This is a genomic window from Actinoplanes sandaracinus (genome assembly GCF_030009775.1).
Lineage (GTDB): Bacteria > Actinomycetota > Actinomycetes > Mycobacteriales > Micromonosporaceae > Actinoplanes > Actinoplanes sandaracinus.
The window spans coordinates 269,206-295,938 of record NZ_JASCTH010000003.1 but is presented as its reverse complement, the minus strand read 5'-3'; the positions used below and the strand labels follow the sequence as shown (position 1 = coordinate 295,938).

General features: G+C 69.1%; 24 protein-coding genes. 13 read left to right on the top strand and 11 right to left on the bottom strand.

The window, feature by feature from the left end:
- Positions 1-13: 13 nt before the first annotated feature.
- Both QLQ12_RS06115 and QLQ12_RS06110 read right to left on the bottom strand, forming a co-directional pair.
- A complete protein-coding gene (locus tag QLQ12_RS06115) occupies positions 14-346 on the bottom strand; it encodes a type VII secretion target (protein WP_282757700.1) in 333 nt (110 codons plus the stop codon).
- Positions 343-663, bottom strand: coding sequence for a hypothetical protein (locus tag QLQ12_RS06110; RefSeq protein ID WP_282757699.1), 321 nt, complete (start codon positions 661-663; stop codon positions 343-345). The genes QLQ12_RS06115 and QLQ12_RS06110 overlap by 4 nt, the downstream gene beginning before the upstream one ends.
- Positions 664-1,559: 896 nt before the next feature.
- Here QLQ12_RS06110 and QLQ12_RS06105 point away from each other — a divergent pair.
- Positions 1,560-1,835: a PIN domain-containing protein gene (locus QLQ12_RS06105; protein WP_282757697.1), complete on the top strand. Its 276-nt coding sequence runs from the start codon at positions 1,560-1,562 to the stop codon at positions 1,833-1,835.
- A gap of 278 nt (positions 1,836-2,113) precedes the next feature.
- Here the strand turns inward: QLQ12_RS06105 and QLQ12_RS06100 are convergent, their stop codons facing one another.
- Positions 2,114-3,355 carry a helix-turn-helix domain-containing protein gene (locus tag QLQ12_RS06100; protein WP_282757695.1) on the bottom strand — a complete coding sequence of 414 codons (1,242 nt, stop codon included), beginning with the start codon at positions 3,353-3,355 and terminating at the stop codon, positions 2,114-2,116.
- 392 nt (positions 3,356-3,747) lie between these two features.
- On the opposite strand from QLQ12_RS06100, the gene QLQ12_RS06095 reads away from it, so the two are divergent.
- The 9 genes from QLQ12_RS06095 (at position 3,748) to QLQ12_RS06055 (ending at position 13,710) form a co-directional block, all read left to right on the top strand.
- Complete coding sequence (locus tag QLQ12_RS06095) at positions 3,748-4,317, top strand: toll/interleukin-1 receptor domain-containing protein (RefSeq protein WP_282757694.1); 570 nt, start codon at positions 3,748-3,750, stop codon at positions 4,315-4,317.
- Positions 4,318-4,346: 29 nt separating this feature from the next.
- Positions 4,347-6,533 (top strand): hypothetical protein, encoded by a 2,187-nt coding sequence (locus tag QLQ12_RS06090; RefSeq protein WP_282757692.1) that lies wholly within the window; start codon positions 4,347-4,349, stop codon positions 6,531-6,533.
- Positions 6,530-8,047, top strand: coding sequence for a coiled-coil domain-containing protein (locus tag QLQ12_RS06085; RefSeq protein WP_282757690.1), 1,518 nt, complete (start codon positions 6,530-6,532; stop codon positions 8,045-8,047). The genes QLQ12_RS06090 and QLQ12_RS06085 overlap by 4 nt, the downstream gene beginning before the upstream one ends.
- Positions 8,040-9,386 (top strand): DUF4407 domain-containing protein, encoded by a 1,347-nt coding sequence (locus tag QLQ12_RS06080; protein ID WP_282757688.1) that lies wholly within the window; start codon positions 8,040-8,042, stop codon positions 9,384-9,386. Before QLQ12_RS06085 ends, QLQ12_RS06080 begins: the two co-directional genes overlap by 8 nt.
- A 13-nt stretch (positions 9,387-9,399) precedes the next feature.
- On the top strand, positions 9,400-9,828 hold the full coding sequence (locus tag QLQ12_RS06075) for a hypothetical protein (RefSeq protein ID WP_282757687.1): 429 nt from the start codon (positions 9,400-9,402) through the stop codon (positions 9,826-9,828).
- Between the two features lie 120 nt (positions 9,829-9,948).
- Positions 9,949-10,377 (top strand): hypothetical protein, encoded by a 429-nt coding sequence (locus QLQ12_RS06070; RefSeq protein WP_282757686.1) that lies wholly within the window; start codon positions 9,949-9,951, stop codon positions 10,375-10,377.
- The gene (locus tag QLQ12_RS06065) at positions 10,371-10,604 is read left to right on the top strand and encodes a helix-turn-helix transcriptional regulator (protein ID WP_282757684.1); all 234 of its coding nucleotides are present in this window, start codon (positions 10,371-10,373) and stop codon (positions 10,602-10,604) included. Before QLQ12_RS06070 ends, QLQ12_RS06065 begins: the two co-directional genes overlap by 7 nt.
- On the top strand, positions 10,601-11,575 hold the full coding sequence (locus QLQ12_RS06060; RefSeq protein WP_282757683.1) for an NAD(P)-dependent alcohol dehydrogenase: 975 nt from the start codon (positions 10,601-10,603) through the stop codon (positions 11,573-11,575). Before QLQ12_RS06065 ends, QLQ12_RS06060 begins: the two co-directional genes overlap by 4 nt.
- An 80-nt stretch (positions 11,576-11,655) precedes the next feature.
- Positions 11,656-13,710, top strand: a complete 2,055-nt coding sequence (locus tag QLQ12_RS06055; RefSeq protein ID WP_282757682.1) for a prolyl oligopeptidase family serine peptidase — start codon at positions 11,656-11,658, stop codon at positions 13,708-13,710.
- 12 nt (positions 13,711-13,722) lie between these two features.
- Here QLQ12_RS06055 and QLQ12_RS06050 read toward each other — a convergent pair whose 3' ends face one another.
- Positions 13,723-14,562 carry a metallophosphoesterase family protein gene (locus QLQ12_RS06050; protein WP_282757680.1) on the bottom strand — a complete coding sequence of 280 codons (840 nt, stop codon included), beginning with the start codon at positions 14,560-14,562 and terminating at the stop codon, positions 13,723-13,725.
- Between the two features lie 165 nt (positions 14,563-14,727).
- Here QLQ12_RS06050 and QLQ12_RS06045 point away from each other — a divergent pair, with 165 nt between their 5' ends.
- Positions 14,728-16,206: a glycoside hydrolase 5 family protein gene (locus QLQ12_RS06045; protein ID WP_282757678.1), complete on the top strand. Its 1,479-nt coding sequence runs from the start codon at positions 14,728-14,730 to the stop codon at positions 16,204-16,206.
- Positions 16,207-16,261: 55 nt separating this feature from the next.
- Here QLQ12_RS06045 and QLQ12_RS06040 read toward each other — a convergent pair whose 3' ends face one another.
- The 4 genes from QLQ12_RS06040 to QLQ12_RS06025 all read right to left on the bottom strand — a co-directional run bounded on the left by QLQ12_RS06040 (position 16,262) and on the right by QLQ12_RS06025 (position 21,544).
- Entirely contained in the window at positions 16,262-17,500 is a 1,239-nt protein-coding gene (locus QLQ12_RS06040; RefSeq protein ID WP_282757677.1) for a hypothetical protein, read from the bottom strand.
- Positions 17,497-18,018 carry a SigE family RNA polymerase sigma factor gene (locus QLQ12_RS06035; RefSeq protein ID WP_282757676.1) on the bottom strand — a complete coding sequence of 174 codons (522 nt, stop codon included), beginning with the start codon at positions 18,016-18,018 and terminating at the stop codon, positions 17,497-17,499. The genes QLQ12_RS06040 and QLQ12_RS06035 overlap by 4 nt, the downstream gene beginning before the upstream one ends.
- A gap of 84 nt (positions 18,019-18,102) precedes the next feature.
- Positions 18,103-19,455 (bottom strand): hypothetical protein, encoded by a 1,353-nt coding sequence (locus tag QLQ12_RS06030; RefSeq protein ID WP_282757674.1) that lies wholly within the window; start codon positions 19,453-19,455, stop codon positions 18,103-18,105.
- A 145-nt stretch (positions 19,456-19,600) separates the two neighbouring features.
- A complete protein-coding gene (locus QLQ12_RS06025; protein ID WP_282757672.1) occupies positions 19,601-21,544 on the bottom strand; it encodes a putative bifunctional diguanylate cyclase/phosphodiesterase in 1,944 nt (647 codons plus the stop codon).
- A gap of 140 nt (positions 21,545-21,684) precedes the next feature.
- Between QLQ12_RS06025 and QLQ12_RS06020 the strand changes: the two genes are divergently transcribed.
- On the top strand, positions 21,685-22,728 hold the full coding sequence (locus QLQ12_RS06020) for a sugar ABC transporter substrate-binding protein (RefSeq protein WP_282757670.1): 1,044 nt from the start codon (positions 21,685-21,687) through the stop codon (positions 22,726-22,728).
- On the opposite strand, the gene QLQ12_RS06015 is transcribed toward QLQ12_RS06020, so the two are convergent.
- From QLQ12_RS06015 to QLQ12_RS06005, 3 genes are all read right to left on the bottom strand, one after another.
- On the bottom strand, positions 22,721-23,302 hold the full coding sequence (locus QLQ12_RS06015) for a DUF305 domain-containing protein (protein WP_282757668.1): 582 nt from the start codon (positions 23,300-23,302) through the stop codon (positions 22,721-22,723). The genes QLQ12_RS06020 and QLQ12_RS06015 overlap by 8 nt on opposite strands.
- 66 nt (positions 23,303-23,368) lie before the next feature.
- The gene (locus QLQ12_RS06010; RefSeq protein ID WP_282757667.1) at positions 23,369-24,682 is read right to left on the bottom strand and encodes a copper amine oxidase; all 1,314 of its coding nucleotides are present in this window, start codon (positions 24,680-24,682) and stop codon (positions 23,369-23,371) included.
- Between the two features lie 17 nt (positions 24,683-24,699).
- A complete protein-coding gene (locus QLQ12_RS06005; protein ID WP_282757665.1) occupies positions 24,700-25,440 on the bottom strand; it encodes a hypothetical protein in 741 nt (246 codons plus the stop codon).
- A 268-nt stretch (positions 25,441-25,708) separates the two neighbouring features.
- On the opposite strand from QLQ12_RS06005, the gene QLQ12_RS06000 reads away from it, so the two are divergent.
- Positions 25,709-26,572 (top strand): GDSL-type esterase/lipase family protein, encoded by an 864-nt coding sequence (locus tag QLQ12_RS06000; protein WP_282757899.1) that lies wholly within the window; start codon positions 25,709-25,711, stop codon positions 26,570-26,572.
- Positions 26,573-26,733 lie beyond the last annotated feature (161 nt).

The following is a 26,733-nucleotide window of genomic DNA, read 5'->3' as shown; positions in this document are numbered from 1 at the left end:
GGTCTCCCTCAAGCTAATAAACGTCCGCAATGGGTCGAGGTGAGGCAGGATAGGAGGCGTCGATCTCAGCAGCACTCTTTTCGTCGGTCCGCTGGTACTGATTAGCCGTCGCCTGCATGTTTACAGCGGACGAGTCAAAAAGTGTGGCGAGCTTCTGCATAGTCGCACTGAAATCCGCCATGAATGCGCGGTGCTTGCCCATGACAAGGCCAATAGCGCCAGTCTCCAGGACGTCGAATGAGCCGATCTGCTCGGCATATCCTTTCGCGATTTCCGCATCCTCGCTAAGTCTCGCGAGACTGGATGCGAAGATTCGGATCTCGTCTGGGTCTACCCTTAATGTCACCGGTCAATCACTCCGATCACCAATGCGGCGACCATGAGCAGTGCCATACCGCTAACGCCTAGCAGTCCGCAGCGACGCCACAGATGGCGCAATCTCTCCGGTTCCCTGGTTCGGTGAAGCTTGACGGCATCCACTGCGGCCGGCACGAACGCGGCCATTGGAACGAGCAGGAGTAGCCACACCGCCAGTGGTTGCAAGCCGTCTCGGAACGCCACCACCACGGCAGCAATCAGGATCTGCACGTAGATCAACGCGAAGAAGAGGGAGAACTTACCGACCAGCCGTTGTAGGTTCAGCTTTGCTTCTGCTGGACCCATCCTGCCTCCTGCCCCCTGCGAGTCCGCTCACCGTATCAATACCAGTCACTGTGACGCCGCCCCGTAAGCGGCTGTCACGAGGGCTTACGCCAGCGCTGTCTAGCGGGTTCAGAATGATCTAGACACCCGCCGAGGAGTGCGCTTTGACAGCAACGCCGACAGCAACCGGCGCAGATGATCTCCATCGGCGTGATCTTGCGGCGGACGGCTTTCTGAGGTCACAGCCTTGTACGGACGAACTCGGATGAGTCGCCCAAAACTTACAAGTGAGGGGTCATGAGCCACAGCCGAGACGCTGGGCTCAGTCTCGATGAGGGTTGCTGTACAGCAGTGAAGTACAGCAACCGATCCAACCGCACCCGCCCAGGAAGAATCGCTACGAGCCGTTTGGCCTCGTACGAGACTTGATCCAACCGCACCGCCTTGACTCGATCGGTCACGGGTTCGAGTCCCGTCCGCCCCACGATACCGACCTGGGAGCGACCCCAGACCCCGCGTCGCGGTGGTCGCCCCAGGGGGGCCGGTGACGCGCATCCTGGACCGGTCAGTCAGGGTCCGGGAACGGGGTGGCATCGCCTTTGCTGATGCCGGCAAGCGCGGCGATCGCCCGTTCCAGGCCCAACGTGGACTGCACCTCGCGGCCGTCGATTTTCTCCAGCATCATCCACGTGTGCTCAAGAGCGCTCTATGTGAAGCAGACCGCCTTCTGCGAAGCAGAGTCGGCCAGAAGCGGTTCGTGTTTCGCGGCCGGTCCTTTCGATGGCGGTCATCGGCTCGCTCGCTCAGACTCGTCCTCGGGTCGCCCGCTCCCACCGTCGCAACTGGCAGCCGGTCGTGCGGTTCGGCGTCGACGGTACGGAGGCGTCAGGATGGCCGCGCCACATAGAAGTCCATGCATGTCGGCGATCGGCGTCCATCCGCGGCAGGTCGCAAGGGTAGGTGCCATCGGCAAATTCCTGCACGGCTGTGAGGTCGTCCCGGTCGGCGTGGAGACGGCGAAAGCGGCGGGGGTGCTGTGCGGTAAGGCCGGCACCCGTGACGTCGTCGACGCCACGGTGGTCACGCTTGCGCTGGCACACGGCGCGATCGTCTTCACCAGCGATCCGGACGACATCACACACCTGGGTGCCGCGGCAGAGGTCAAGCCGGGACTCGTCGTACGCCGAGTGTGATCTATCGGTACGGGACCCGTCTCGACAGGGCGAGCCGGCCCATATCGGCGGTGCGCCTGCCAGGCGATCTGGTCAAACGCGCGTCCAGCGGGTTGCCGACGATGTGGATGGAGCGGTTCGCATGGTGCATCGTCCGGCCCACGGTGGGCTGCCGGGGAGTGGTCCCCAGACCCAGGCGCCATCATTCGGCGTTCCCTTCCAGCGGCGGCGGACCCGGGAACGTGGACAGCGGGCGATCCCGTCGGAGGGCGGTATGACCGCTGCCGGATCGGCGGCCCTCACACTCCCGCGCCGAGCGCCTCGATCAGCCGCGGCATGACGGCCCGGACCATGAGATCGGCCGGGCGCCGGTTGAGGTGCCGGCCCGCTTCGAGCAGGTCGGTCCGGATCGTGGCGGACCCTAGGCCGACGCTGTCGTCGAGGGCGGTCTCGAGTGCGGCGCAACCCTCCTCGACCCGGCCGGCGGCGAGGAGGCCGAGGGCGTAGCGTGCGCCGAGGCGGGCGCGGGTGCGCGAGGCCCACATCGGAGTCTGGTTCAGCTGGCCGATCAGGCGCTGGCCGGCCTGCTCGGGGCGGCCCAGATCGTAGAGGCACCAGTCGGCCGCCATGGCGATCGGGTCGTGGACGGTGGACGTGCCCAGCACCGGCTCGGCCGCTGTGTCATCGGGCTGGTTCAGCCAGGTCGCCGCGCGATCGAGCGCGTGCCGGCAGGCGTCGTAGTCGCCCTGGAGCGCATGACCCTGCGCCTCCCGCTGCGCGGCGAGGCCGAGGACGCGACTGCTGCATTTCGTGTCCTGCACGCGCTGGGCGAGGCTGATCGTCTTCGCCCCGTTCCGCTGGTACATCGCTATGTCGGCCCGGCGGACGTCGGCGTAGGCCGCGATGTGGTGGTCGCCGCCCTCCGCGGCGAATCGCACCGCCAAGCCGGTCCACCAGAGCGCGCTCGCGTCGTCACCGGACTCCTGGGCCATCCAGCCGGTGAGTTCCGCGTACCGCCCGGCGAGCAGGAGCAGGCGAGACCTGGCCGGTTCCGGCGCCGGCAAGGCGGTCAGGCGCACGGCCCGTGTCCCGGTGATGAGGATCGGGATCATCGCGGCCGGTGGCATGAACTGGGTCATCCGGCGGAGGTTGTCGAACTGGACACGGAAGGCGTCGACGAGATGGCCGGCGTCCCGTGGCGTGCCCGGCATGGACGGCCACTCCGCGACAGTCGTGGCGGCGCCGAATCTGCCACGACCGCTCGGATCGAGCTCAAGCACCCACGGGCTCTCGTGGCCCGCCTCGGTGGCGGACGCCTCGGCCGCGCTGGGCCGCACGGCGGGGGCGAGCGCCGCCAGCTTGCCGTCTGCGTCGAGCGCGGCGTCGCAGATGCGAGCGAGCAGGGTGCCGGGCACCTTCATACCGTTCTCGATCTTGCTGATGTGGCTCTTGCTGTAGTTGACCGCCCGCGCGAATCGAGTCAGCGAGACACCCGCGGCCAGCCTGCGCGCCCGCAGCTCTGCGCCGAACGACAGGGCCATGACGTTCCTTCGAGAATGAGGTGGAGACTGGCCTGTTAACTGATGACCGCCAAGAATACAAGCTGGCGGCCGGTCGAGACCCGTGCCTAATCAAGATCATTTAATTGCGGTGATCAAGAGAAATATTCACTAATCCCGCCGGAGCTGATGAGTCGTGCGGTCGGCGTAGCCCGGCGGTCCCGTTCGTCACAATGTGGATCAGCCGATCGTGCAGATCGGCAGGTCAGGGTCGCGATCATTTGATCTTCCCGAACGGGGGACGGGAAACGTCTTGCCGCGTGACGCGGCGCCGTGGAATTCTGTCGACGGCTGATATTGGCCGCAAGGTGAGCATGATTTCGCGCTTTCCATCGTGATGTCGCGTAGTTCAAAGCCGCATTGAGGAGAGACGCGTGACGGATTTCTTCGTCAGTTATCGAACGGCGGATCAGGCGGTTACGGCGGTCTACCTGAAACATGTGCTCAGCGAGCGGTTCGGCGCTCGCCGGGTGTTCCTGGACAACACGGCGATCCCGCTCGGCGAGCATTTCCCGCCGCTCATCGAGAAGGCGCTGGAGCGGTGCCGCGTGCTGATCGCGGTGATCGGGCCGAAGTGGCTGGCCGCGGACGAGCACGGCCACCGCCGCGTGGACGACCCGGCGGACTGGGTGCGCCGGGAGATCGCCCGTGCTCTCGACCGCGGCATCCCGGTGATCCCGCTGTTGGTGGGCGACGTCGAGCTGGATGTGGCCGACCTGCCCGCGGAACTGGCGTCGCTGGCGAGCCGGCAGTACCTGCAGATCCGGCTCCGCGCGTTGGAACATGACGTCGAGCCGTTGATCGACCGCCTTGTCGAGCTCGTCGAGGAGGGGCCGGAGGGGCGGGAGGCGTCCGGCTCCGCGCCGGCCGCCGGCGGTGTCGCCAACAATTTCTACGGCCACACGGACGCGCGACACAGTACTTTCGGAAATCAGTACAACTGACGGTCACGGCCTGAATCGGGGGACCACCGATGTCAGATACCGAGGAGAGGGCCGAGCCGGCACCGGCCGGTCCGGAATCGGAAACCAATGAACCGCGGCCGGCGGACGACAAACGCGATGACGTCGCGGCCGAGGGTAACGAAAAGGACCCGGACGAGTCGCTTCGCGCCCGGCGGAAAGTCAAGCGCCGCGCCGACGACAAACGGAGCGAACAGGCGTCGCATCTGGCGAACATCAAATTTGCCGGGGCGTACGTCGACGCGCGCGGCAGCAATTTCGGCAATTCCGGCGGCAACCAGGGAACCGCGCACCAGGCGGTCGGCAAGGTCACCGGAAAGCTGCTGCCCCAGGACGTCGCCAAGATTGTCACCCGATACGCCCGCCCTGGTTGTTTCGGCGGCGCGGCGGCGCGGCTGCGTAGCGAGCACGTGCTCGTGATCGAGGGCAAGCCGGGAACGGGCCGCCGGGCCGGAGCCATCGCGCTGCTGGACGAGGTCGGCGCCGCGCCCCTGGTCCTGCTCGCGCCCAATCTGTCGCTTCGCCATCTGGCCGAACGCGACTACGACGAGGGCTGCGGCTACCTCATCGTCGACCGCTTCGGCGAGCGCAACGACGCGGTCGCCGAGGTCAGCTGGAGCAGCGTGCGCGATCAGGTGCACGAGGCCGGCGCGTACCTGGTGGTCACCACCGGATCGGGGGTGCGCGGGGTGTCGCGCGTCGAGTGGGCCCGTCCGTCGGCCGACGAAGTGCTGGCCGCCCAGCTCACGGGTCGGGACGTCAGTGCGGAGGAGGCGCGGCGCACGGTCGGCGAGTTCGCCGGTGACCTGCCGGGCGAGGTCAGCCTCGCCGGGCTCGCGCGCGTCGCCGGGCAGATCGCGGACGGCCGGGACCCGGCCGATGCGCTCGCCTCGCTGCGGGACAACGCTGTCCACGAGGTGCGCGCCTGGTTCGCCGAGGAGCCGGACGATCGGCAGATCCTGGAGGTCGCCGCGCTCTGCTTCACCCAGCGAGTGGACGTCCGGAGCTTCGACAACGCCGTGGAACGGCTCGTGGCGTCGATGACCAAAAGGCTCCCCGGCAAGTACAAGAAGATGCTGGCCAAGCCGGCCGACCGGCCGCTCGCCACGCGGGGCCGCCGGGTGAACCTGATCGATGTGAAGTCGGTGCAGGCCGCGGTCGGCACGGCGAGCATCGTGGTCTTCAAGGACGACGAGTACTGCCGTTGCGTGCTGGCCGAGCTGTGGCGCACGCAGGACAACGCGTTCTGGGACGGCGTGTCCGAGTGGCTGGACGAGATGGTGTTCGACGCCGACAGCCTTCCGGTGGCGAACGGGCTGGCCGCGCTCGCCTGTTCGGCGTTCGAGGAGGTCAACGAGTCCTACCTGCAGCCGTGGTCGCGGGGCGCGATCGGGTTGAACGGGCAGTTCACCGCGATCTACACGCTCTGGTACATGTGCCTGGGCGAGCTGGCCCCGGTGGCGTTGCAGATCGCGGCCGGCTGGGCCGCCCCCGAGCGTGGCCTCGACCAGCGCTGGAGCGCGGTCATCGCGTTCAGCGGCAACCTCGGTGGGGCGTTCCCGGTGGAGGCGGTCAACCAGCTGTGGCGGCATCTGGTGGCCCGCAATCCCGACCTCCAGGCCACCGCGTGCCGGGCCATGGCGCAGCTGTTCGCCGACCTCACCGACGACCCGGAGAACGACGCCAAGGCCGTGCCCGCGCTGCTGGCGCCCAAGATGCGCAAGTTCGGCCTGAAGGAGGGGACGAGCCGCATGCGGGCCGAGGAGCAACTCCGCTTCCAGGAGCTGGTGATGTCGGCGACCCTGGGCGTGCTCAGTGTCCGAAGCTTCGAGACCGGGCAGCCCGCGGTGATCAGGTACCTGGTCCGCCATCGCAAGGAGCAGCCGGACCGCCTGGACATGATCGCCCGCCTGTGGGCCGCTCTGCTCTGCTTCCGCCCGCTCCGGCGGGAGGCGATCAAGGCGCTGCGGGCCAGCCTCCGCGCCCTGCGTGACCTGAGCGAAACCCCTCGCGAGGACGCCCGGTCGATCGGCGAGGCGCTGGCGAACGCGCTGCCGTGGCATGAGCGTGACCTCTTCAAACGCGACTTCAACCATGTCAATCAGCAACTCAACCGCGGGCGGCGTGATCTTTCCGCCGATGTGCTGCTGGCCTGTATCGACGCCGTCTCCCGCGTTCTGCCTGAAGGAGCAGCATGAGCACCGTCACATACCCGATAACCGTTCGGCGGCGCCTGGAGAAGGCCGAGAAGCGCCGCTGGTTCAGCAAGGCCGAGCGGGGCAGCGCCGACATGCTGAAACCGGACGCGCACCATGTGCTGGTCTACCGGGTCGCCGGCAACTACATCCAGGACAGCGACCGGTACGGCGGCTCGGACGAACGCGTGGTGCAGGCGACGCACGTCAGCATGGTCGACATGCGGCGCAACGCGCCCGTGGTGGTGCGACTGGAGATCCCGTCGCAGGACGCGGCGGCGTTCGAGGTGTTCGTGACGTTCACCTGCACGGTGATCGACCCGATCGCCGTGGTGCGCGACGGAGTCGACGCGCAGCAGGCGTTGTGGAGCCACCTCAAGGCGCACAACAAGATCTTCGAGCTGGGCCTCGGATTCCCGTTGTCCGAGGTCAACAAGGTGCGCCCGGTGGTGAGCGCGCAGGTCAAGGCGTACCTGACGATTCGTCCGCCGACGGTCTCGGGGATGGAGGTGACCGTCGCCAGCGTGGAGATGTCCAATCCGGACGTGGTGGCGAAGTTCGCGACCACCCACCGGGACCGCGACTACGAGGTGAAGCTGGCCGAACTGGAGCTCAAGCACCAGCACCGGCTCGCGACCGGCCGTCAGTTCAACGACCACGACCTGGCGAACACCCAGCTGGACCACGACGAGTCGGTCCATACCCGTAAGCGGAACACCAGCCGGCGGGAGGAGTTCGCCGACACCGTGCACGGGCACGACCTCGACTCCCTGACGCGGCATCACGCCCGGGAGATCGACGGCCTCCAGCATCAGCACGACCGCGACCAGGAAGCGGCGTCCGCGGCGCACCAGCAGATCCTGGCCGGAAACCGGTCGGCGTTCGCGCGCAGCGAGTTCGCGCAGGACATGGAAATGATCGGGCAGGATCCGCGGCGGGCGCTCATCGCGGCCTTCGCGGCCGGGCGGATCGAGGCGCCCGAGCTCTCCGACAAGCTGCGCCAGCTCGACGACCAGGACCGGCTTGCGCAGATCGAGCAGGCCCAGTTCGAGCGGGAGCACGTGCTGCGCATCGAAGCGGACAAGCGCGCGGACGACCAGGCCGCGCGTGGCCGGGAGGAGCGGCGCAAGGAGCGCGAGCACACCGAGCGGATGAGGCAGGCCGAACAGAACCGCACCGAGCGGGTCGAGAAGGCCCGCGACGACCGTGCCGACCGGTTGCTGCAGGAGCAGCGCGACCGCGATGACCGGATCAGGAGGGAGCAGGCGGACCGGCTCGCCGACCAGGAGAGCCGGGAACAGCAGTACTCGCTGCTGAAGATCCTGGCGGCGAACGGGCAGTTCAACAACTCCGACATGCAGAGCGAGCGGATGCTCGCCGAGTTCATGAACGTGCCCGTGCCCGAGGTCGACAGCGCGGAGAAACCGTCGCTGACCACCCGGGCGTCAGTGGCGACCGAGGGCGACGATGACGACGCTCACGACGATGATCAGGGGCTGCGTGAGGAAGATGTCTGAGTCCGTCATCACCCGGCCCCACAGCGGCGCGAGCCCCGGCGGCGACGACCGCAGGGATCCGCTGCTGCCGGCCGGGGCACAGCACGGACTGGGCCGGCAGCTACGGCGGATCGCCGGAGTCGACGAGCGCGTGCTCGACTGGGTCCCGCAGGAGCGGCACCGCTACGCACGGCTCGGCGCGATCGTCCTCAACACCGCGCTGATGGCGGCGCTGTCGATGAGCGTGCTGCTCGGCAGCGTCGACATGCCGGTGTGGCTGATCGCGCCGGTGGCGCTGATCTGGGGCTATCTGATCCTGAGCTTCGACGGCTGGCTGGTGGCCAGCACCCACGGCGTACTGGGCATGGCGCGGTTGCGGATCTTCCTGCCGCGCCTGTTCATCTCCGTCCTGATGGGCGCGGTGATCGCCGAGCCGCTCTTGCTCAAGGTGTTCGGCCCGGCCATTCACACCGAGATCAACGCGCAGCGCAAGAGCGAGATCGACGACTACGAGAGCAGATTGAAACAATGCAACCCGGTCGCTCTGGGCGCGGTGATCCCGGAGGGTTGCGGAGACTTCCAGCTCAATGTCGCCGACAGCCCGGCCGGCGTACGCAACGAGCTTGCGCTCGCCGACACCGAACGCGCCAAATTGCAGACCCTGATCGGGAAGATCAACACAGAGCTGACCAAGCGTGAGGACCTGGCCCGCGCCGAGTGCAACGGCGACCCCGGTCCCGGGCTGTCGAATCGGCGGGGTGAGGGGCCGAACTGCCGCCGCGACCGCCGGGAGGCCGACCGCTACCGCGCCTCCAGCGGACTGGACGCGCACCAGGCCGATCTGATCAAGGTCAACCGCCGTATCGACGTGCTGACCGCGCGGGACGGGACGATCAGCACGGCGTACGCACAGGCTCTGAACACCGAGATCCTGCAGAAGGTGCGGGAGAAGCGGGACACCCAGGAGCAGATCGGCATCCTCGACGAGGACAAGGCGCTCGGCGTGCTGACCTCGCAGAGTCTGTTCGTGCTGATCGGCTCGTGGCTGCTGCGGCTGCTCCTGGTCACGATCGACTGCCTGCCGGTGCTGACCAAGCTGATGAGCCGGCCGTCCACGTACGACGCGCTGATCGGGCGGCAACTGGACATCAGCAACCGGCTGCACGAGAAGACCACCACGTTGCACGAACGGCATGACGCCGGCCGGGCCGACGTCGCGATGCGCCGTGACGAGCACCGGGTGCGCACCGAGATGGCCGCGCTCGAGGATCTCCGGCGGGGGGCTCGTGCCGACCGCGAGGCGGACCTGGACAACCAGATCGAGGAACTGGCCGCGCGACTGCGCAAGGCCGGTGGCTAGACGAGAGGGTTCGATGGCGACGAACGAGGATCTGCGGCTGCGGTATCTCACCGACATCCAGGCCGTCATCGGCCGGCTGTCGCAGAACTCCTTCGTCATCCGCGGCTGGTCCGTCACGCTGGTGTCGATCATCTTCGCGATCGTCGGCGCCCAGCGCGGCGACCTCCACGCCTATGCGCTGCTCGCCATCCCGCCGGCCGTCATCTTCTGGGGTCTGGACGCCTACTACCTGCGTCGGGAGCGGCTCTTCCGGCGCCTCTACGCGACCGTCGGGCAGGAGGCCTCCGACGGCGCCGGGGGCCGTCGGCTCTTCGAGATGGACGTGGACGACTTCGGTGCCGACGTGCCGGGTTACGCCACCACACTCTTCGCCGGGCACGTCGTCGTCATCCCGGCGATGCTGGTCGTCCTGGCGACTGCGCTCGCCGTGCTGGCCGGGTGATCGTCGCACCCGGTGATGTGCCGCCGACAATCTTCGATGTAAAAATTTTTAGACACCAAGTCAATAATTCGCTACCTTGGCTATGTCAAAGATTTTGTACATCGAGTCGGAGAGGCTGTCGTGACGCACTGGGAGAAGCGGTCCTGGATCAGGCTGGTGGTCGCCGCACTCGGCTACGCCGCCTACCTGACCCTCATTCTGAGCAGGGCGGACGAGCGTCCGCTGGCCACCGTGCCCTACGCGGCGGCTCTGCTGTGGACGGTCGGCGCGGCGATCGTCGCCTCGATCCTGGCAGAGGTCGGGATGGCGGCCGGCACCCCGCGCGCCTCCCGGCTGACCGACGACCGCGACCGGGAGATCGGCCGGCTCGGTGACCACGTCGGCCAGTCGTTCGTGGTGGCCGGCGCGGTCGGGGCGATGCTCATGGCGATGGCCGACTGGGACCACTTCTGGATCGCCAACCTGATCTACCTGTGCTTCGTCCTCGCGGCGATCCTGACCGGCGTGACGAAGGTCGTCGTCTACCGCCGGAGCCTGCCCGAATGGTGAAGCCGACGCGAGTCACCAACAGCATCCGGGCGCTGCGGTTCGCGTCCGGCGAGATGACTCAGGCCGACCTCGCCGACCGCGTCGGCGTGACCCGGCAAACCCTCATCGCCATCGAGCAGGGCCGCTACTCGCCGTCCCTGGAGACGGCCTTCCGCATCGCCCGCGTGTTCGGCGTCCCCCTCGACGACGTGTTCCAGTACCCCGACCCTGCTGAGGAGAAGCCTTGAGAGCCATCGCTCGAAGCGCGTACGGCCCGGCCGAGGCGCTGCGACTCGGCACCGTCGACCGGCCGTCGATCGGGGACGAGGAGGTGCTCGTCGAGGTCCGCGCCGCGGCGGTCGACCCCGGTGTCTGGATCTTCATGACCGGCCGGCCGTACGCGGTGCGTCTCGCCTCCGGGCTCAGACGGCCCAAGGCGCCCGTCCTGGGTGTGGACGTCGCCGGCGTGGTGTCGGCGGTCGGCGCCCGGGTCACCCGGTTCCGGCCCGGCGACGAGGTCTACGGCGCGAGCGGGTCCGGCTCGTTCGCCGAGTTCGCGAGCGCGAGGCAGACACAGCTGGCGGCCAAGCCGGCGGGCGTCTCCTTCGCCCAGGCGGCGGTGACGCCCGTCTCCGGCGTCACCGCGCTGCGGAGCGTGCGCGCCGCACACGTGCGGCCCGGGCAGCGGGTGCTGATCACCGGCGCGGGCGGCGGCGTCGGATCGTTCGCGGTCCAGCTCGCCAAGGCGTGCGGGGCGAGCGTCACCGGAGTGTGCAGCACCTCGAAGGTCGAGACGGTCCGCGCGTGGGGCGCCGACGAGGTCATCGACTACGCCCGCGACGAGATCGACCGGGACGGCGCACGCTACGACGTCATCCTCGACCTGGCGGGCAGCCGGCCCCTGTCCCTGCTGCGCCGGGCCGCGAAACCCCGCGGGACCATCGTGCTGGTCGGCGGCGGCCACGCCGAAGGCCGCATCATGGGCGGTTTCCAGCGGCAGATGGCGGCGCCGCTGATCTCCCCGTTCCTGAGTCAGCGCCTGTGCGGCGTGACCGCCTTCGTGCGCACCGCGGAACTGGAAGAACTGACCGACTACATCGATGAGGGTCGACTCGTGCCCGCCGTCGGAGCGACGTATGCCCTCGCCGACGCGGCCGACGCGATCCGCGACCACGCCGCGAGCCGTTTCGCCGGCAAGGTCGCCATCACCGTGCCGTAACCGAGGGAGCGCGGCGGGCCTCGGCGGCCGACGGGGTGGAGAGCCTTGGCAACCCAAGGCGTTGGTGGAAAGGTCGAGCGGTGATCGACGTGGTGGCGGATGCGCTGAATGACTCGTACCTCTGGCTGGAAGACCTGGACGCGCCGGAGGCCGCCCGGTGGGTCGCGGACCGCAACACCGAGACGCTGGCCGCGCTGGCCGACGACGACTTCGCGCGGGTGCGGGACGCGATCCGGGAGGTCTACGACAGCAAGGACCGGATTCCGTTCCCCGGGTGGCGCGGTGACGGCTTCTACTACGACTTCTGGACCGACGCCGACCACCCGCGCGGGGTGTGGCGGCGCACGACCGCTGAGCAGTACCGCCGCGACGAGCCGGAATGGGACGTGCTGCTGGACGTCGACGCGCTGAACGAGGCCGAGGGGGAGAACTGGACCTGGAGCGACGTGGCGGTGCTGCGGCCCGGTTACGACCGCTGCCTGGTTCTGCTCTCCCGGGGCGGCGCCGACGCCGTGGTGGTCCGCGAGTTCGATCTGCGTGAGCGGGTCTTCGTCGAGGACGGTTTCACCCTGCCCGAGGCGAAGACCAGCGTGAGCTGGATCGACGCCGATCACATCTTCGTGGGAACCGACTTCGGGCCCGGCTCGATGACGTCCTCGGGTTACCCGCGCGTCGTCAAGCGGTGGCGGCGGGGCACCCCGCTGTCCGAGGCGCGGACGGTCTTCGAGGGGCACGCCGACGACGTCCTGGTCCGGGCGCACCACGACCCGTCGGCCGGCTACGAGCGTGATCTGCTCATCCGGCTGCGGGACTTCTACCACGCTGAGGAGTACCTGCTCACGCCCGCCGGGGAGGTCGTGCGGATCGAGGTTCCCGACGACGCCCGGTGCGACGTGCACCGGGACTGGCTGCTGATTCGGCTCCGGTCACCGTGGACGGTCGGGACCGCGACCTATCCGGCGGGCGCGTTGCTCGCCGCCGGGTTCGACGGGTATCTCGCCGGGGGGCGGGACCTCACCGTTCTCTTCGAACCCGATGAGCGCACGTCGCTGGGTTCCTTCACCTGGACGCGTCATCACCTGCTCGTCGTCACGATCACCGACGTCCGGACCGGGGTGCACGTCCTCACTCCGGGCCCACGGGGGTGGAGCCGGCGGCCGCTGCCCGGCGCCGGCGAGTTCGACCAGACCCGGATCGTCGACACCGACCCGGACAACGACGACTCGTACCTGATCGCCTCCGAGGGCTTCCTCCGGCCGACGACTCTCGGCCTGGGCACGGTCGGTGGCGAGGCGGCGGTCGAGGTCCTCAAACGGCAGCCCGCGTTCTTCGACGCGACCGGCATGACGGTGCGGCAGTTCTTCGCGACCTCCGCCGACGGCACACGTGTGCCGTACTTCGTGGCCGGTGGAGCCGACGGCGGCCCGGCGCTCCTCACCGGCTACGGCGGGTTCGAGATCCCGATGACCCCGAACTACAACGGCGTCATCGGACGTGGCTGGCTCGCCCGCGGCGGCACCTTCGTCCTCGCGAACATCCGCGGTGGCGGCGAGTACGGTCCGGCGTGGCACCGGGCCGCGCTGCGGGAGAACCGGGTCCGGGCGTACGAGGACTTCGCCGCGGTCGCCGCCGACCTGGTGGCGCGCGGCATCACCACACCGGGACGACTCGGGATCAAGGGCGGCAGCAACGGCGGGCTGCTGATGGGCGTCATGCTGACCCGTTATCCGGAGTCGTTCGGAGCGGTGGTCGCCCAGGTGCCGCTCCTGGACATGCGCCGCTACACCAAGCTGCTGGCCGGGAGGTCGTGGATCGCCGAGTACGGTGACCCCGACGATGAGACCGACTGGGCCTACCTGCGCGAGTTCTCGCCGTACCACAACGTGCGGCCCGGGCGGCCCTACCCGCCGATCCTGTTGATCACCTCGACTCGGGACGACCGGGTCCATCCCGGACACGCCCGCAAGATGATGGCCCTGCTGCGAGAACACGGGTTCGACGCGTCCTACTACGAGAACGTGGAGGGTGGCCACGGCGCGGCCGCGGACAACGAACAGGCCGCCACCGTCTCCGCCCTGGCCCTCGACTTCCTCTGGCGCCGCCTCACCGGAGACCCCGCGGACCGCCCGGCCTGACGCCCGCGGCGCTCAGGTGGTGAGCAGGACCGCGCGGGCGTCGACGTTGAGGATGTGGCCGGCGCCGAGCGGGGCGATGGGGCGGGCCCAGTGGACGTGGCCGCACAGGGTCAGCGGTGGGGGACGGCGCTCCAGGCGGGCCCGCAGCGTCGCTCGTCCGGGCTGGTCGGGGCCGGTGCCGCGGGGGCCCTCGTGCAGAAGCAGGACGTCCGGCGGCGGGTCGGTGAGGGCGTCGACCGTGGCGAGGAACGCTTCCTCCGTACGCCGGAACGGTTTTGCCGGAACGCCGATCACGCCGCTGACGCCGGCCACGGTGAGGTCGCCGTGGTGGTACCGGGTGCCGTCGAGCAGGGCGACGCCGGGGCCGGGGTCGTCGGCCCAGGCCGGGGATAACTCGTCGTGGTTGCCGGCGATGCCGACGACTGCCGGGCAGCCGGCCGCGGCGAAGGCCGCCCACACCGTCGAGACGTCGCCGGTGGCGCCGCGGAGATCGGCGTCCGGGGCCGAGTAGAGATCGCCGGTGAGCAGCACCGCGATGTCGCCGGGTGCCGGGAACAGGCCGCTCTCGGCCCAGAGGCCCAGGTAGCCGGCGAGGGCGATGCCGAGCAGGGCCGGCTTGCCGGTGTCCCGGGAGGTGGCGATGCCCTGCAGGTCGCCGGTGGCGAGCAGGGCCGTGCAGCCGCCGGGGAGGGTGTCGACCCGGAGCCTCTCGACGGCGAGCTGAAGGTTCCGCGCGACTCCGCCGGGGCCGGCGGCCCGGTACGGGATCGTTGCCAGCCGTTCCGGTCTGCCGTCCAGTAGCCGCATGTCGATCAGCCCGTACTTCCTGTCGCGCCGTCTGGTCGGCCTCATCGAATCGTGAAGTGTGGATCTTTGGCAAGTTGGATGTCCGGCCCGGACGCCGGGGACAACCACTTTGCAACCTCATTGCGATCAGCGAGAAGCTGCAAGGGACGACGCCGCCGCCGAATGAAGGGTCACCCCCGAAAAGCAACCTGCGAGAGGCATCACACCCCCATGAGCAGCTTCCGCGTCCGCGCCGCCGTCCTTTCCTCCACCGTTCTGATGAGTCTCGGCCTTGCCGCCGCGCCCGCCGCGGCGACGGGGGAGACTTCGGCCATGGCGGTATCGGCGACGAAGGCGGACCGGCTGGCCGCGGTGCGGATCGCCAAGTCGATCAACTACTACCCGTCGGACGCCGGCTGGTCCGCGATGTGGACCGGGTTCGACGTGGCGCGGATCGAGGCGGACCTCGCGAAGGCGGCCGCTCTGGGCGCCGACAACGTGCGGGTCATCGTCTTCCCGCAGGCGTTCGGCTGGCCGGCCGCGAAGCCCGAGTACACCGAGAAGCTGCGCAAGTTCATCAGCATCGCGGACTCGCACGGGCTCACCGTCAAGGTGACCCTCTTCGACTGGTGGTCCGGCTACAACGAGCTCAGCAACAGCATCAACTGGGCGAAATCGGTGATCGGGCCGTACGCGAACGACCCGCGGGTGATCGCCGTCGAGCTGAAGAACGAGTTCCAGCCCGGCGACGCCGCCGCGGTGGCCTGGGTCAAGGGGCTCATCCCGGCGGTCCGCGCCGCGGCCCCGAACATGCCGCTGACGCTCTCGGTGGACGGCGCGACCGGCGCCGCCGGCATGGCGAGGATCAAGTCGTCGCTGGTGGGCACCCCGCTGGACTACTACGACTTCCACTTCTACGGCTCGTCCGAACGGGCGCTCGCCGAGATCCGCAAGGCGCAGGCCGCGGTCGCCCCGGACCCGGTGGTGATCGGTGAGACCGGTGTCAGCAGCGCGGTCGTCAGCGAGGGCGAGCAGGGCGCGTACCTGGCCCGGGTGTTCCGTGCCGCGGCCACGGCCGGTGTCGGCTCGGTGTCGCCGTGGACGCTGAACGACTTCGCGGCCGGGGCCATCCCCGCCAACTCGTCGGTCTCGACCATGCCGGCCCAGTACAAGTTCGGCCTTTACCGTGCCGACGGCACCGCGAAGTTCGCCTCCACCGTGGTCCGCACCGCCTGGACGACCGGAACCGTCCCGAACAGCCTGCTGAACCTGGGCTTCGAGGCCGAGGCGTCCGCCTCGCCGTGGCGGCAGGCCAACACCGCCGCCGGCGCCGCGGTGATCACCACGGGGATGGCCCGCACCGGTAGCCTCTCGGCGCGGTTCGCCGGCACCACCCGCACCTCGGCGGGCCTGCCGTCGCTGGTCACCGCGCCGATCACACCGGTACAGGCCGGCTACCGGTGGCGGGCCGAGGCGTACGCCCGTGGCATCAACGCCACCGGCACCACCGAGATCGCGCTGAGCTGGTTCGACGTCAACGGCAAGTGGATCAGCCAGAACCTCTCGAACCGGCTGCCCGTGGGCAACACGACCTGGACGAAGCTGGTCGTCGAGGCGGTCGCCCCGGCCGGCGCCGCCAGCGTCCAGCTCCACCTCAAGTCGGGCGACAACACCGGCACCGTCTGGTTCGACGACGTGGCGATGTCCTGACCTGACGGAGGGATCCGGCGGAGGGAACAGAAGGGGGCCTACGGGCCCCCTTCTGTCATCGGCAGGTCCAGAGCAGCGGCTCGTTGCCGACGCCCTCGTCGTCCAGGTCGGTGGTGTATCCGGCGGCCACCCGCCCGTCGGCGCTGAAGCTGCTGATCACGTATTCCTTCAACCGGGCGTACCGCGGCAGTTCGGTCACCCCGGAACCGGCGATGACGACCGGCCCGGCCTGGGGGCCCATGAGGATCCAGCCGTTGTCGGCCAGGAGTGCCGGGTAGCTGTTGACGGGCAGGCTCTGGTAGGTGCGGTCGGCGATCCGGTAGCGCAGCGACTCGAACCGGCGGGAGCCCCTCTTCCCGTCCTCCTCGAAGACCGCCCGGCCGGCCACCCAGCCGTCATTGATCGACTCCGCCCAGAAGCCGCTCGCCTTCACGCCCTTGACCGTCGGCAGAGGCATCGCATAGCCGGCGCCGCCGGGCGGCCACAGGTAGGCGGTCGGCACGTCGGTGCCACCCTTGGAGATCGAACCGACCACGGTGCCGTTCTCGGCGATGCCGTCGGCCTGGCCTTCGACGTAACCGGCCGGCAGTGGCAGCCTCTCCATCTTGGCGCCGGGCGACGACCACCGGACCGGCACCGTCTCCAGGACCTCGCCCATCGCACCGACGATGACACCGGCCTCGTTGATCGCGTTCGCCCTGGTTCGCTGACCGTCCAGCGCGGTCACCCTGCCGTCGCGGAACACGTACGCCTGCTGCCGCTCCCCGATGAACGCCGACCCGACCGCCACGCCGGACGTGTTGATGTCCTCGTAGCTGGGATCGCCGCCGGTCATCCGGGGCCGCGCGAAGATCTTGCCGTCCTTCCAGATGATCGTGCTGACCGACGACTGGTAGACCCGCCCGGCCAGGTATCGACCACTCGGGTCCCCGGCCGTGACCAGGGCCTTCTTCACCCCGTCGGTAGGCAGGCGCGCCACCTCGCAGCCGGACGGCCCGGCAGGGACGGCAGGGACGGCGGCCGCCACGCTCGGGGTCACCGACACGGCCGTCGTCGGCGCCGGAAGCGGCGCCTCGTCACGGAGGGCGGACATCGCCAGCGTGCCGCCGCCCGCCGTGACCGACGTCAGCGCGATCAGCGCCACGCCCCCTGACCAGCGACGCAGTGCCCGGCGCTTGCGGCCCTCCGTCATCGCCCGCGGCACGTCGATCCGGGACGGCTCCTCGGGTTCCCCCCGCAACGGGCGCAGCAGTCGGACCGCGTGCTCGTCGGTCATCTCGTCCCCTCCTCTCATCGTCGCTCCTGGGAGACAGCGGCGACGGGCGGGAGGGCCGTGACGCCGAGCAGGGCGCGCAACCGGGTGAGTCCGTGTGCGGTCTGGCTCTTCACCGTGCCCTCGGAGCACCGCAGCAGGTCGGCCACCTCGCGGACCGGCTTGTCGCACAGGTACCGCAGCACCAGCACCGCCTGCTGCCGTGGCGGAAGCTTGGCCAGCGCGGCACGGACCACCGGGCCGTCCTCCGGGTTGCGCTCGATCGGCGGTGGCTCCGGCGGCCCGGTCAGCAACCGGACCTTCCACCAGCCCCGCCGCCGGTCGTCGAGGAAGACTCGCACCAGCATGGTGTGCACGTAGGCGTCCACATTCTCCACCTGGCCGAGCCGTGGCCAGCGCGCGTACAACTTCGTCAGGGTCTCCTGCACGAAGTCGTCGGCCTGGTGGGGATCGCCGCAGAGGAGATGGGCGGTGCGCCGCAACTCGGCGACCCGTGCGTGCACGAACGCCAGGTAGTCACGGTCGGATCGTTCCGGCATGGATCCCGCTCCTTGTCGCTGTCTCATCCTGTTCGACGGCGGCGCGCGGGAATCGGTTGTAGACGACTTCGTTAGGAGCCTCGGCTATGACGTCTGGCTCAGGATGTCATTGAGGACCTTCTGTGCGTCCGGGCGCCCCGCCTTCGACTTCGCGACCGCGGCCACGGCCACCTGCCAATCGGGCGTGCCGGTGCGGCCGCCCGCGGCGAAGAAGTGGCTCATGTAGAGCTCGTAGCCGCCGGTGGTCGCGCCCTTGGCGTTCTCGGCGAAGTTCGTGGTGGCGCCCGCCCGCCTGATCTCGTCGGTGGGACTGAACCAGAAGCTGTGCATCTGGTTCATCAGCGCGGTCCCGCACGGCGCCGCGCAGGGCCGCAGCATCACCACGACCACACCCTCGCCGCCGGCGCTCTGCGCGTCGCTGCACCCGTACAGCTTGGCGTCGGGCACACGCTTGTCGTCCTGGCGGCGGCAGTCCCAGCCCTGCGGCGTACGGAAGGCGAACGGCCAGCCGGCGAACGCCTTCGTGCCGGTGCGGTCGCCGGCCGCGAAGGTGGCGCCGGTGACTCGCCGCGCCGGGACGCCGGGCCGCAACGCCGGCCGGCCGGCCGCCTCGGTCGGGCTGGCCTGCTCCGGATCGGATGTCGGCAGGCCCGGTCCGTCGGTGGACAGGGGCGGCAGCTTCGGGATGGCGGTCCGGCCGGCCGCGGGCTCCCCGGTCGTCTGTCCGGCAGCCTGCCGGGCGGCGGTCTCGCCGATCTGCCGGAAGGCCGACGCGGCGCCGCAGATAACCAGCACCAACGAAATGATCATAAGAATGATGAAGGCGGCCATGCCCGGATATCCCTGCGGAGGCGAGCCCAGGGCGCCCCGGGCGAACACCACCAGCGGCGACCGGTATTCCAGTTCCACGGTCTGTCCGGGCTGCGCGGTGACCACAAGATCGGCTTTACCCATCCGGCGCGGAATCAGATAGGGGGTGTAGACGTGCACGTGGTGCTGCCCGGGCGACACCGGCACCACGGCCGGATTCCGCCAGTTCATCCTCACCGGTTGGCCGTCGACGATCAGAACCGGTTTGACCAGTTGCAGAAGAAAAGCGAGGGGAAAGTACCGCGGGGTCACCGCGATGGCCGCCTCGGAGTAGACGGGCCGGTGATAGCCCTGGTCATAGTCGTTCCGCGGATATCCGAGGTCGGAATATTCCGGCTCCGGACACCGGGGGTGCGCCGGCTGTCGATGGTCCTGCCGCTGATATCCCGGCTGGGGGTAGAGGAGCGTGTCGTCCGGATCATTCCGGTCCGGCCCGGCGAAATTCGGCCGGCTGTATCCCGGCTGGACGTATTCGGGCTGGACGTATTCGGGCTCGACGTATTCCGGCCGAGAGTAACCCGGTGTGCTGCGCCCCGGCGAATACGGCGGCCATTGCTCGCTGTGCATGAGATCAGCCTCTCGGTGAAAGCTTGGACACGCTCACCGAGAAAAACCCCGCCACCGTGAATCCGGTTCAACCCCCGGCATGCCGCCCGGGTGACTCGCCGCCGGCTTTCACGATCAATTCTTCATGTGTACGGGAACCGCACGCTCACGCCGGCTCCAGTGCCGGCTGACCGAGCCACGTGATCAGATCGGCCGCCCGCACCGGCCGGCTGATGTGGTAGCCCTGCGCGTTGGTGCAGCCCATGTCCCCGAGCAGGATCAGTGTCGCCTCGTCCTCCACGCCCTCGGCCACCACCTCCAGGTCGAGTGCCCGGGCCAGTTCCAGCACCGCCCGGACGATCGCCGCACCGCCGTGGGAGTCGGTCACCGTGCGGACGAAGCTGCGGTCGATCTTCAACTCGTGCAGCGGCATGCTCTGCAGGTACGACATCGACGAGTACCCGGTGCCGAAGTCGTCCACCGACAGCCGTACGCCGGTCTCGCGCAGCCGGGTCAGGACGGCCGACGCCCGTACCGGATCGGTGATGATCGAGGTTTCGGTGATCTCCAGGGTGAGCATGCCGGCCGCCACGTCGCAGGCGGAGAGAGCCGCCGCGACGCGGTCCGGGAACGCCGCGTCGAGCAGGCAGACGGTGGGCACGTTGACCGCGACCGGCAGCACCGTGCCGCTGTCGCGCCACATCCGGTGCTGTTCCAGCGCCATCTTCAGCACCCGGTCGGTGAGCGGCACGATGACCTCGCTCTCCTCGGCCTGCGGGATGAAGTCGCCCGGCTGGAGCAGCCCGCGGACCGGGTGCTCCCAGCGGATCAGCGCCTCCACGCCGCGGACCCGGCCGTTGCTGGTCGCCACCTTCGGCTGGTAGTGCAGCACCAGCTCGTCCTCGTCGATGGCCCGGCGCAGTTCGCCGATCAGGCTCAGTTCCTGCGAGTCGCGGCGGTCGGCCTCGGGGTCGTAGACGGCGATGCCGAGCCGGTTGCGCTTGGCCGTGTACATGGCGATGTCGGCGTGCTGGAGCAGTTCGGCGCCGGACCCGCTGTGCACCGGGTAGACGGCGGCGCCGATACTGCCGCTGATGTCGACCGTGACGCCGTCCAGTTCGGCGGCCCCCTCCAGGGCCTCCAGCAGCCGCCGGGCGATCTCCGCACAGTGCTCGGGGGAGTAGATGTGCGGCATGAGCACGGCGAACTCGTCCCCGCCCAGCCGGGCCACCGTGTCGGTGCCGCGGACCGCGCCGGTGAGCCGGGCCGCCACCTCCTTGAGCAGCAGGTCACCGGCGTGGTGGCCGAGCGTGTCGTTGACCTCCTTGAACTTGTTGAGGTCGAGCAGCAGCAGGCCGACCGTCTCCCGTTCCTGCTCGGCCACCCATAGGGCGTCCTCGATCTCGTCGGCGAGCAGGGCCCGGTTGGCCAGCCCGGTCAGCTCGTCGTGCAGCGCCCGGTAGCGGCTCTCCACCGCCTGCCCCTCGATCCGCCGCTGGTGCGTGAGCAGGATCGCCGCGCAGAGCACGAGCAGCAGGAAGTCGGCGCCGCAGACCACGGTCGCGGCGAGGCTGAGCTTCTGGTTGAACTGGGCGGCCTCGGCCAGGTAGGCGTCCATCGCCAGCCGGTGCCGGGTGACGTTGGCGTTGGCGGACTTGCGCACCATGGACGCGCCGAGGGCGGCCTGGTCGGCCAGGATCTGGCTGCGTGCCCGGTCGGTGGGGCTCCGGCGCACGTCGTTCAGGGTCTGGGTGAACGCGCTGTAGGCCTCCGTCACCAGGACGGCGTTCTCCACGTCGAGCGGGTCGCCGTTGGCGGCCTGCCACTCCAGTTCGGGGGAGGCCGAGCCCATGGCGCTGTCCAGCAGGTCGCGGCCGAACTTCTTGGCCACGATGTAGTTGTTGAGCGCTTCGGACTCGACGCCGATGTGCAGGTCGATCTGGGACCAGTGGTCGCTGATCCGCGAGTTGTGCTCGATGTGGCTGGTGGTGCGGGCGTTGGTGGTGATGCTGACCGCGGCGAGCACCGCCAGAGCGAAGACGCCGAGGGCGAGCCCGATCACGGCGGCCCGGGCCACCGCCTTGCTGCGTACGACCTTGGCGAACACCACGATCCCCCCTCTCCGAACGTCCGGCCCATCGCGCCACGGTTCGTGCTCGACTCCGCGAGGGTCCCGATCGGCCGATCTGCCTCCGGGGTGAAGGGGATCGCCCATACTGTCTTTCGATCGGGGCGGAAAATGGGAAGATCATGAAAAATCAGATCTTTGCGGTCCTGCTGGTTCTGTCGATGGTCGGCCCGGTCGCCTGCACCGAGCGCAAGAGCGACGAGGACGATGCGCACACGGTGGGTTTCGTGGTGCCGAACAAGCAGCTCAACTTCTCCCAGGAGATGTCGCTCGGCTTCCTCTCCGGCGTGAACCGGGTCGGGGACGTCGCCCATCTCGTGGACGGCCCGAACATCGTCGACGGGCCGCGGCAGCTCACCCTGTTCCGCGACATGCTGACGACCGCCGCGGACGGCATCGCGGTCTCCACCCTCTCCCCGGACCTCTTCACCGGGCCGATAGCCGAGGCGATCCGCGACGGCGTGCCGGTCATCGCGGTGGACAGCCCGGTGCTGCCCTCGGCCGGGGTCGAGCTGTTCATCGGCAACGACGCCTACGAGCTCGGCCGCATGCTTGCCCGGAAGGTGATCGAGAAACTTCCACCGAACGCCACCGGCAAGATCGTTCTCGGGACGTCGTCACCCGGCGTCACCGTCCTCGACCGCCGGGCCAAGGGCATCCGGGACGAGATCAAGGAGAAGCTGCCCGGGGTCACGGTGTTCGGCCCGTTCGACACCAAGCAGGAGGTCGAGGCGAACCTGGAGGCGTGGAACACCCTGGTCGAGGTCAACTCGTCGGCCCTGGCGTTCGTCGGCACCGGCGACGCCGACGGCTGGAACCTGGCCGCGATCCGCCGCGCGAAAGGCGGCACCTGGATCGCCGGCGGCTTCGACATCGACTCCAAGTCGCTGGCCGCGGTGAAGGCCGGCGACCTGCTCCTGGTGTCACCGGAGAACTTCGTCAAGGGCGCGGTCGCCGGCCGGCTGCAGGCCGAGCACGCCAAGACCGGCAAGGTCCTGCCCAAAGGCTGGTTGTACGTCCCCGGCCTGGCCATCGACGCCACCAACGTCGACGCCGTCGTGGCCCGGCAGGCGACCGTCACCACCCGGGCCGAGGGCCTCGCCGATCAGATCGAGAAGGTTCTGGCGGATCCGGCCCATCTGCGCCCGATGTCCGACGTCAGCTGACCATGGGCAGCAGGGCCGACATGGCCTCGTTCTCGGAGGTCTGCTCGTTGATGACGTGTTTGGCCAGGCTGCGGATGTGGGCGTTGCCGGCGGCGCCGTCGAGAAGCGACCGGGACATGACGATGGCGCCCTGATGGTGCTCGATCATGAGACGTAGGAAGACGGCGGGCGCCGTCCGCGTGTCGGCCCGGTCGAGATCACCCAGTTGCGCCTCGGTCAGCATGCCGTGCTCCCCGGCCGAGGCCGAGGGCGCCACCGTCGGCCGGCCCCAGGCGGTCAGCCATGCGTTCGTCTGATCGATCTCGCGTTGCTGGTCCTGGGCGATGAACTCGGCGATCAGCCGAATCCGCTCCGGCACCGCGCCCTTGGCGAGCAGGGTGCGGCTCATCCGGACCGCCTGCTCGTGGTGCGCCACCATCATCTGCGCGTAGTGAACGTCGGCGCCGGTCGGCGCCGCCACGGACGCGGCGACGGCCGGTCGCGGTGCCGGCCCGGCGTCGCCGGGGCCGTACAGAACGAACACGGTCAGGCCGGTGACCGCGAGGCTGAGCCCGGCGGCGAGACGGCGGATCATCTGACAGTGCCTCTCTGGTGAGAAGGGGCGAGGCCGGCCCGGTCCGAAGACCGGGCCGGCTCCGGTTCAGCCTTGCGCGCCGGAAGGGCCGGGATCGGGCTGAGGATCGCCGTTCAGGCCGGTACGGCCGTCCGGCGTCAACTGATTCATCGCGGTGAAGTCACGCGGCACCAGGTCGAATCCCTGCCAGTGCATCGGCATCGGGCTCTGGTCCTCGTCGCGCGGCACGTGGTGGAAGCCGACCCGGACCCACATGACCGGGTCGCTGAGGTTCTCCTTGTTCTTGGCGAAGTCGATGACGGTCTTGCTGTTCGCCGGGCATTCCGGGTCGACGGCGTTGTCGCTCGCGTACTTCTCGCACGGGTTCTTCTGGGTGAAGGTGACGTCCGGTTTCGTCTCGGGGTGCCCCTCGTAACGGTCGTCCCCTCCGGTGACCAGCTCGTAGGAACGCTGGTGCCCATCGGCGTTCTTGCTGTTCGGGCTGGTCATCCGCCACCAGCGCTGGTTCACCTTGGAGAAGTTGCCCTCCTTGGCGATCGCGGTGCGCGTGGTCTTGAGCTTGGCGGTCACCTCACCACGACCGTCCAGCGCGGTGTCGTACTGCTCGACCTTCTCGCCGCCCTTGCCGGCGATGTTGAAGTCCACCCGCCAGAAGGCGTTGTGGTAGTGCATCGTCGAGTAGTACTTGTCACCCGTGCCGATCGGCCAGCCCCGGTTGGCGTCCGCCTCCGAACTCGGGGCCAGGTCGCCGGTGGCGCCGAGACGGGCCGAGATCTGCCCGTCGTCGTGCAGCCGGTACTCGGTCACGTACTCGTACCAGGCCAGCTTGCTGATCGTCCGCAGGACCAGGTCGTGCCCCTGCTTCGAGTCGAGCTTGCCCGGCTGCGGCCCGTTGTCGTCCCATGCCTCCTCGCGGGCCCGGTAGGCCAGGCCGGAGGGCTCGGCGCTGACGCAGAGCACCTTGCGCTGCTGCGGCTGCTCGGAGCCGTCGGAGCCGACGCGTGCCGAGCCGCCCTTGCAGTCGTCGCCGGTGAGCGTCTCCAGGAAGCCGCCGCCCATACCGAGGTCGGTGAGGTCGTCGAACTCCATGTCACCCGTGTCGTACGGCACGTGGAGCTGGGCCAGCCGGATCGAGTCGAGCACCTGCACCGGCTCGGGGTTGCGCTTGGTGGAGAGGAAGACCTGATCCAGGATCAGGCCGGCCTTGTCGTGGATCCGCCAGCAGAGTCGCCACGTGGTCCCGTTCGGCAGAGTCTCCTTGACCATCGCCTGTGTGCCGCACGGCGACGCCGGAGCGGCGGACGCCGCGGACGGCACGGCCACACCCAGCGCCGCTGAGGTCAGAAGCGCGACGGCGCCGGCGGTCTTTCGGTACGTCATGGTGCCGGAACCCTCGCTCACTTGAGGCGGGCGACCGTGCGCCCGGACAGGTCGATGATGAATTCGCTGACGCTGAGGAACTGCCCGTTCTCGGTTTTCACGATGAGCTGGACGCAACGGCTGTTGCCGCACTGGCTCGCGCCCTGGTCGGCGGGTTTCGCCGTATAGGTGTGCGCCGTCGCGACGAGCCCGTCCGTGCCGTTGAGTTCCTTGCCGGTGGCCTTGCGGTACGACTCCTTGAATCCGGCGCCGAGCGGATCGGCGACCAACAGGCCGAGTGCCGCCTTGGTCTCCTGCTCGGACGCCGGGGGCTGCATTCCGGCGGCGGAGAAGGACTGGGCGAGTTTGCCCGTCGTCAGGTCGACGACCTGTTTGATGAGCTTGTCGGTCTTGTAGTCGTAGTAGTACAGCTCGGCCTGCCGGCCGCCGGCCTCGACATCGATCTCGGCCGAGAGGTACTCGGGCCCGGCCTTGCCGGTGACGTCCTCGGCGCCCGAGGCGAGTTCCGGGGTGAGCGCGACAGTGCGGGCCTTCTCGAGTTCGCCGCTGGTCAGCGGATCGCTGCCGCTTCCGGTGGCGGCTTCCGGGAGCGGGCTCGGATCGGACACTCGGGCCTGGCCGGAGCCGCCGGGCGGCTCGGCGGTGGCGCTCGGCGCCGTCGGTGCGGCATTCGCCTGCCATGAGGCGACCCCGAAGGCGGTCACGGCTGAGGCTGTCGCGATGCCGAGGCCCCAACCCCACTTTCTGTAACGAACCACTGTTCGTCTTCCTCCCGTAGGTGGCGGTGCGCCTGGACCCTACGGAAAGCGAATGAGATTCCTGTGAAGTAACAAGCGATGATCATCAATATTTGCTTCGATTGTCGTCAACATTCCTGGTCATGGCGGTCGTCGATGGATATCTCCCGCGAAAAAATTGTGGCGGTGGTGACCTCAGGTGATCAGGGTCGACTATTCGACCGGCGCGGTTCGGGCGCAAATAATGACGGATGGTAATATCGGCGAGGCGTACCGTGATTGGGGATTCATGAACCGCCACTGGCATGCCGTCGCACTGGCCCTGCTCGCCGCCTTCGCACTGGCCTGTGACAGAGCGGGCGGCGCCGAACCGAAACCCTCCGGCAAACCGAGCCCCACCAAGCCGGCGGCCGGCCTCCCGGCGTCGATGGCCGCTCTCGGTGACTCGATCACCGCGGGCCTCGGCGCCTGCATCGCCTACGTCGCCTGCGAGCGCAACTCCTGGTCCACCGGCGCCAACTCCGCGATCCAGAGTCACTACCGGCGGATCCTGGAGCGGAACGACAAGATCAAGGGCGACGCCGACAATCTCGCCGAGCCCGGCGCCGAAGCCGACGCGCTCGACGGCCAGGCGCGGCAGGCCGTCGGCCTGAAGCCGGAGTACGTGACGATCCTGATCGGCGCCAATGACGCGTGCGCCCGCCGGGTGCAGGACATGACTCCGGTGGACACCTTCCGTGAAGAGGTTGACAAGGGGCTGTCCCGGCTGAAGAAAGGGCTGCCCAAGGCGCGGGTGCTGGTGGTCAGCATCCCCGACCTCTACCGGCTCTGGCAGGTGGGCCGGGAGGACGAACGCGCTGTGGAGATCTGGAACCGGGGCGGGATCTGCCCGTCGATGCTGGCCGCCCCGACGTCGACCGCCGACGCCGACCAGGACCGGCGGGAGCGGGTGCGGGACCGGATCGACGCGTACAACTCCGAGTTGCGGCAGGCCTGCCGGGCGTACGGAGACCGCTGCCGCGACGACGGCGGCGCCGCCCACCGGGTCCGTTTCGATCTCGAGCTGGTGAACCAGTTCGACTACTTCCACCCCAACGCCGACGGCCAGAAGGAATTGGCCGATGTGGTCTATCCCGGCCGCTTCAACTGGTGACCCCGCAGGCGGCGGACCTGCTGGACCGGCTCAATGAGTTGATCACGGCTCTCGAACCCGAGGTGGCGCCCGTCTCACTGCCGCAGCCGGACGAAGCCCTCACCTGAGCGAACGTATCCCACAGAATCGATCGGGTTTAAACGTCCGCAAACGTCGATACA

Bases quoted from the DNA above. Each gene is read 5' to 3' on its own strand.
- QLQ12_RS06110 (WP_282757699.1), bottom strand. From the start codon at position 663: ATGGGTCCAGCAGAAGCAAAGCTGAACCTACAACGGCTGGTCGGTAAG.
- QLQ12_RS06105 (WP_282757697.1), top strand. From the start codon at position 1,560: ATGTCGGCGATCGGCGTCCATCCGCGGCAGGTCGCAAGGGTAGGTGCC.
- QLQ12_RS06100 (WP_282757695.1), bottom strand. From the start codon at position 3,355: ATGGCCCTGTCGTTCGGCGCAGAGCTGCGGGCGCGCAGGCTGGCCGCG.
- QLQ12_RS06090 (WP_282757692.1), top strand. From the start codon at position 4,347: ATGTCAGATACCGAGGAGAGGGCCGAGCCGGCACCGGCCGGTCCGGAA.
- QLQ12_RS06085 (WP_282757690.1), top strand. From the start codon at position 6,530: ATGAGCACCGTCACATACCCGATAACCGTTCGGCGGCGCCTGGAGAAG.
- QLQ12_RS06080 (WP_282757688.1), top strand. From the start codon at position 8,040: ATGTCTGAGTCCGTCATCACCCGGCCCCACAGCGGCGCGAGCCCCGGC.
- QLQ12_RS06075 (WP_282757687.1), top strand. From the start codon at position 9,400: ATGGCGACGAACGAGGATCTGCGGCTGCGGTATCTCACCGACATCCAG.
- QLQ12_RS06065 (WP_282757684.1), top strand. From the start codon at position 10,371: ATGGTGAAGCCGACGCGAGTCACCAACAGCATCCGGGCGCTGCGGTTC.
- QLQ12_RS06050 (WP_282757680.1), bottom strand. From the start codon at position 14,562: ATGAGGCCGACCAGACGGCGCGACAGGAAGTACGGGCTGATCGACATG.
- QLQ12_RS06045 (WP_282757678.1), top strand. From the start codon at position 14,728: ATGAGCAGCTTCCGCGTCCGCGCCGCCGTCCTTTCCTCCACCGTTCTG.
- QLQ12_RS06040 (WP_282757677.1), bottom strand. From the start codon at position 17,500: ATGAGAGGAGGGGACGAGATGACCGACGAGCACGCGGTCCGACTGCTG.
- QLQ12_RS06035 (WP_282757676.1), bottom strand. From the start codon at position 18,018: ATGCCGGAACGATCCGACCGTGACTACCTGGCGTTCGTGCACGCACGG.
- QLQ12_RS06030 (WP_282757674.1), bottom strand. From the start codon at position 19,455: ATGCACAGCGAGCAATGGCCGCCGTATTCGCCGGGGCGCAGCACACCG.
- QLQ12_RS06020 (WP_282757670.1), top strand. From the start codon at position 21,685: ATGAAAAATCAGATCTTTGCGGTCCTGCTGGTTCTGTCGATGGTCGGC.
- QLQ12_RS06015 (WP_282757668.1), bottom strand. From the start codon at position 23,302: ATGATCCGCCGTCTCGCCGCCGGGCTCAGCCTCGCGGTCACCGGCCTG.
- QLQ12_RS06010 (WP_282757667.1), bottom strand. From the start codon at position 24,682: ATGACGTACCGAAAGACCGCCGGCGCCGTCGCGCTTCTGACCTCAGCG.
- QLQ12_RS06000 (WP_282757899.1), top strand. From the start codon at position 25,709: ATGAACCGCCACTGGCATGCCGTCGCACTGGCCCTGCTCGCCGCCTTC.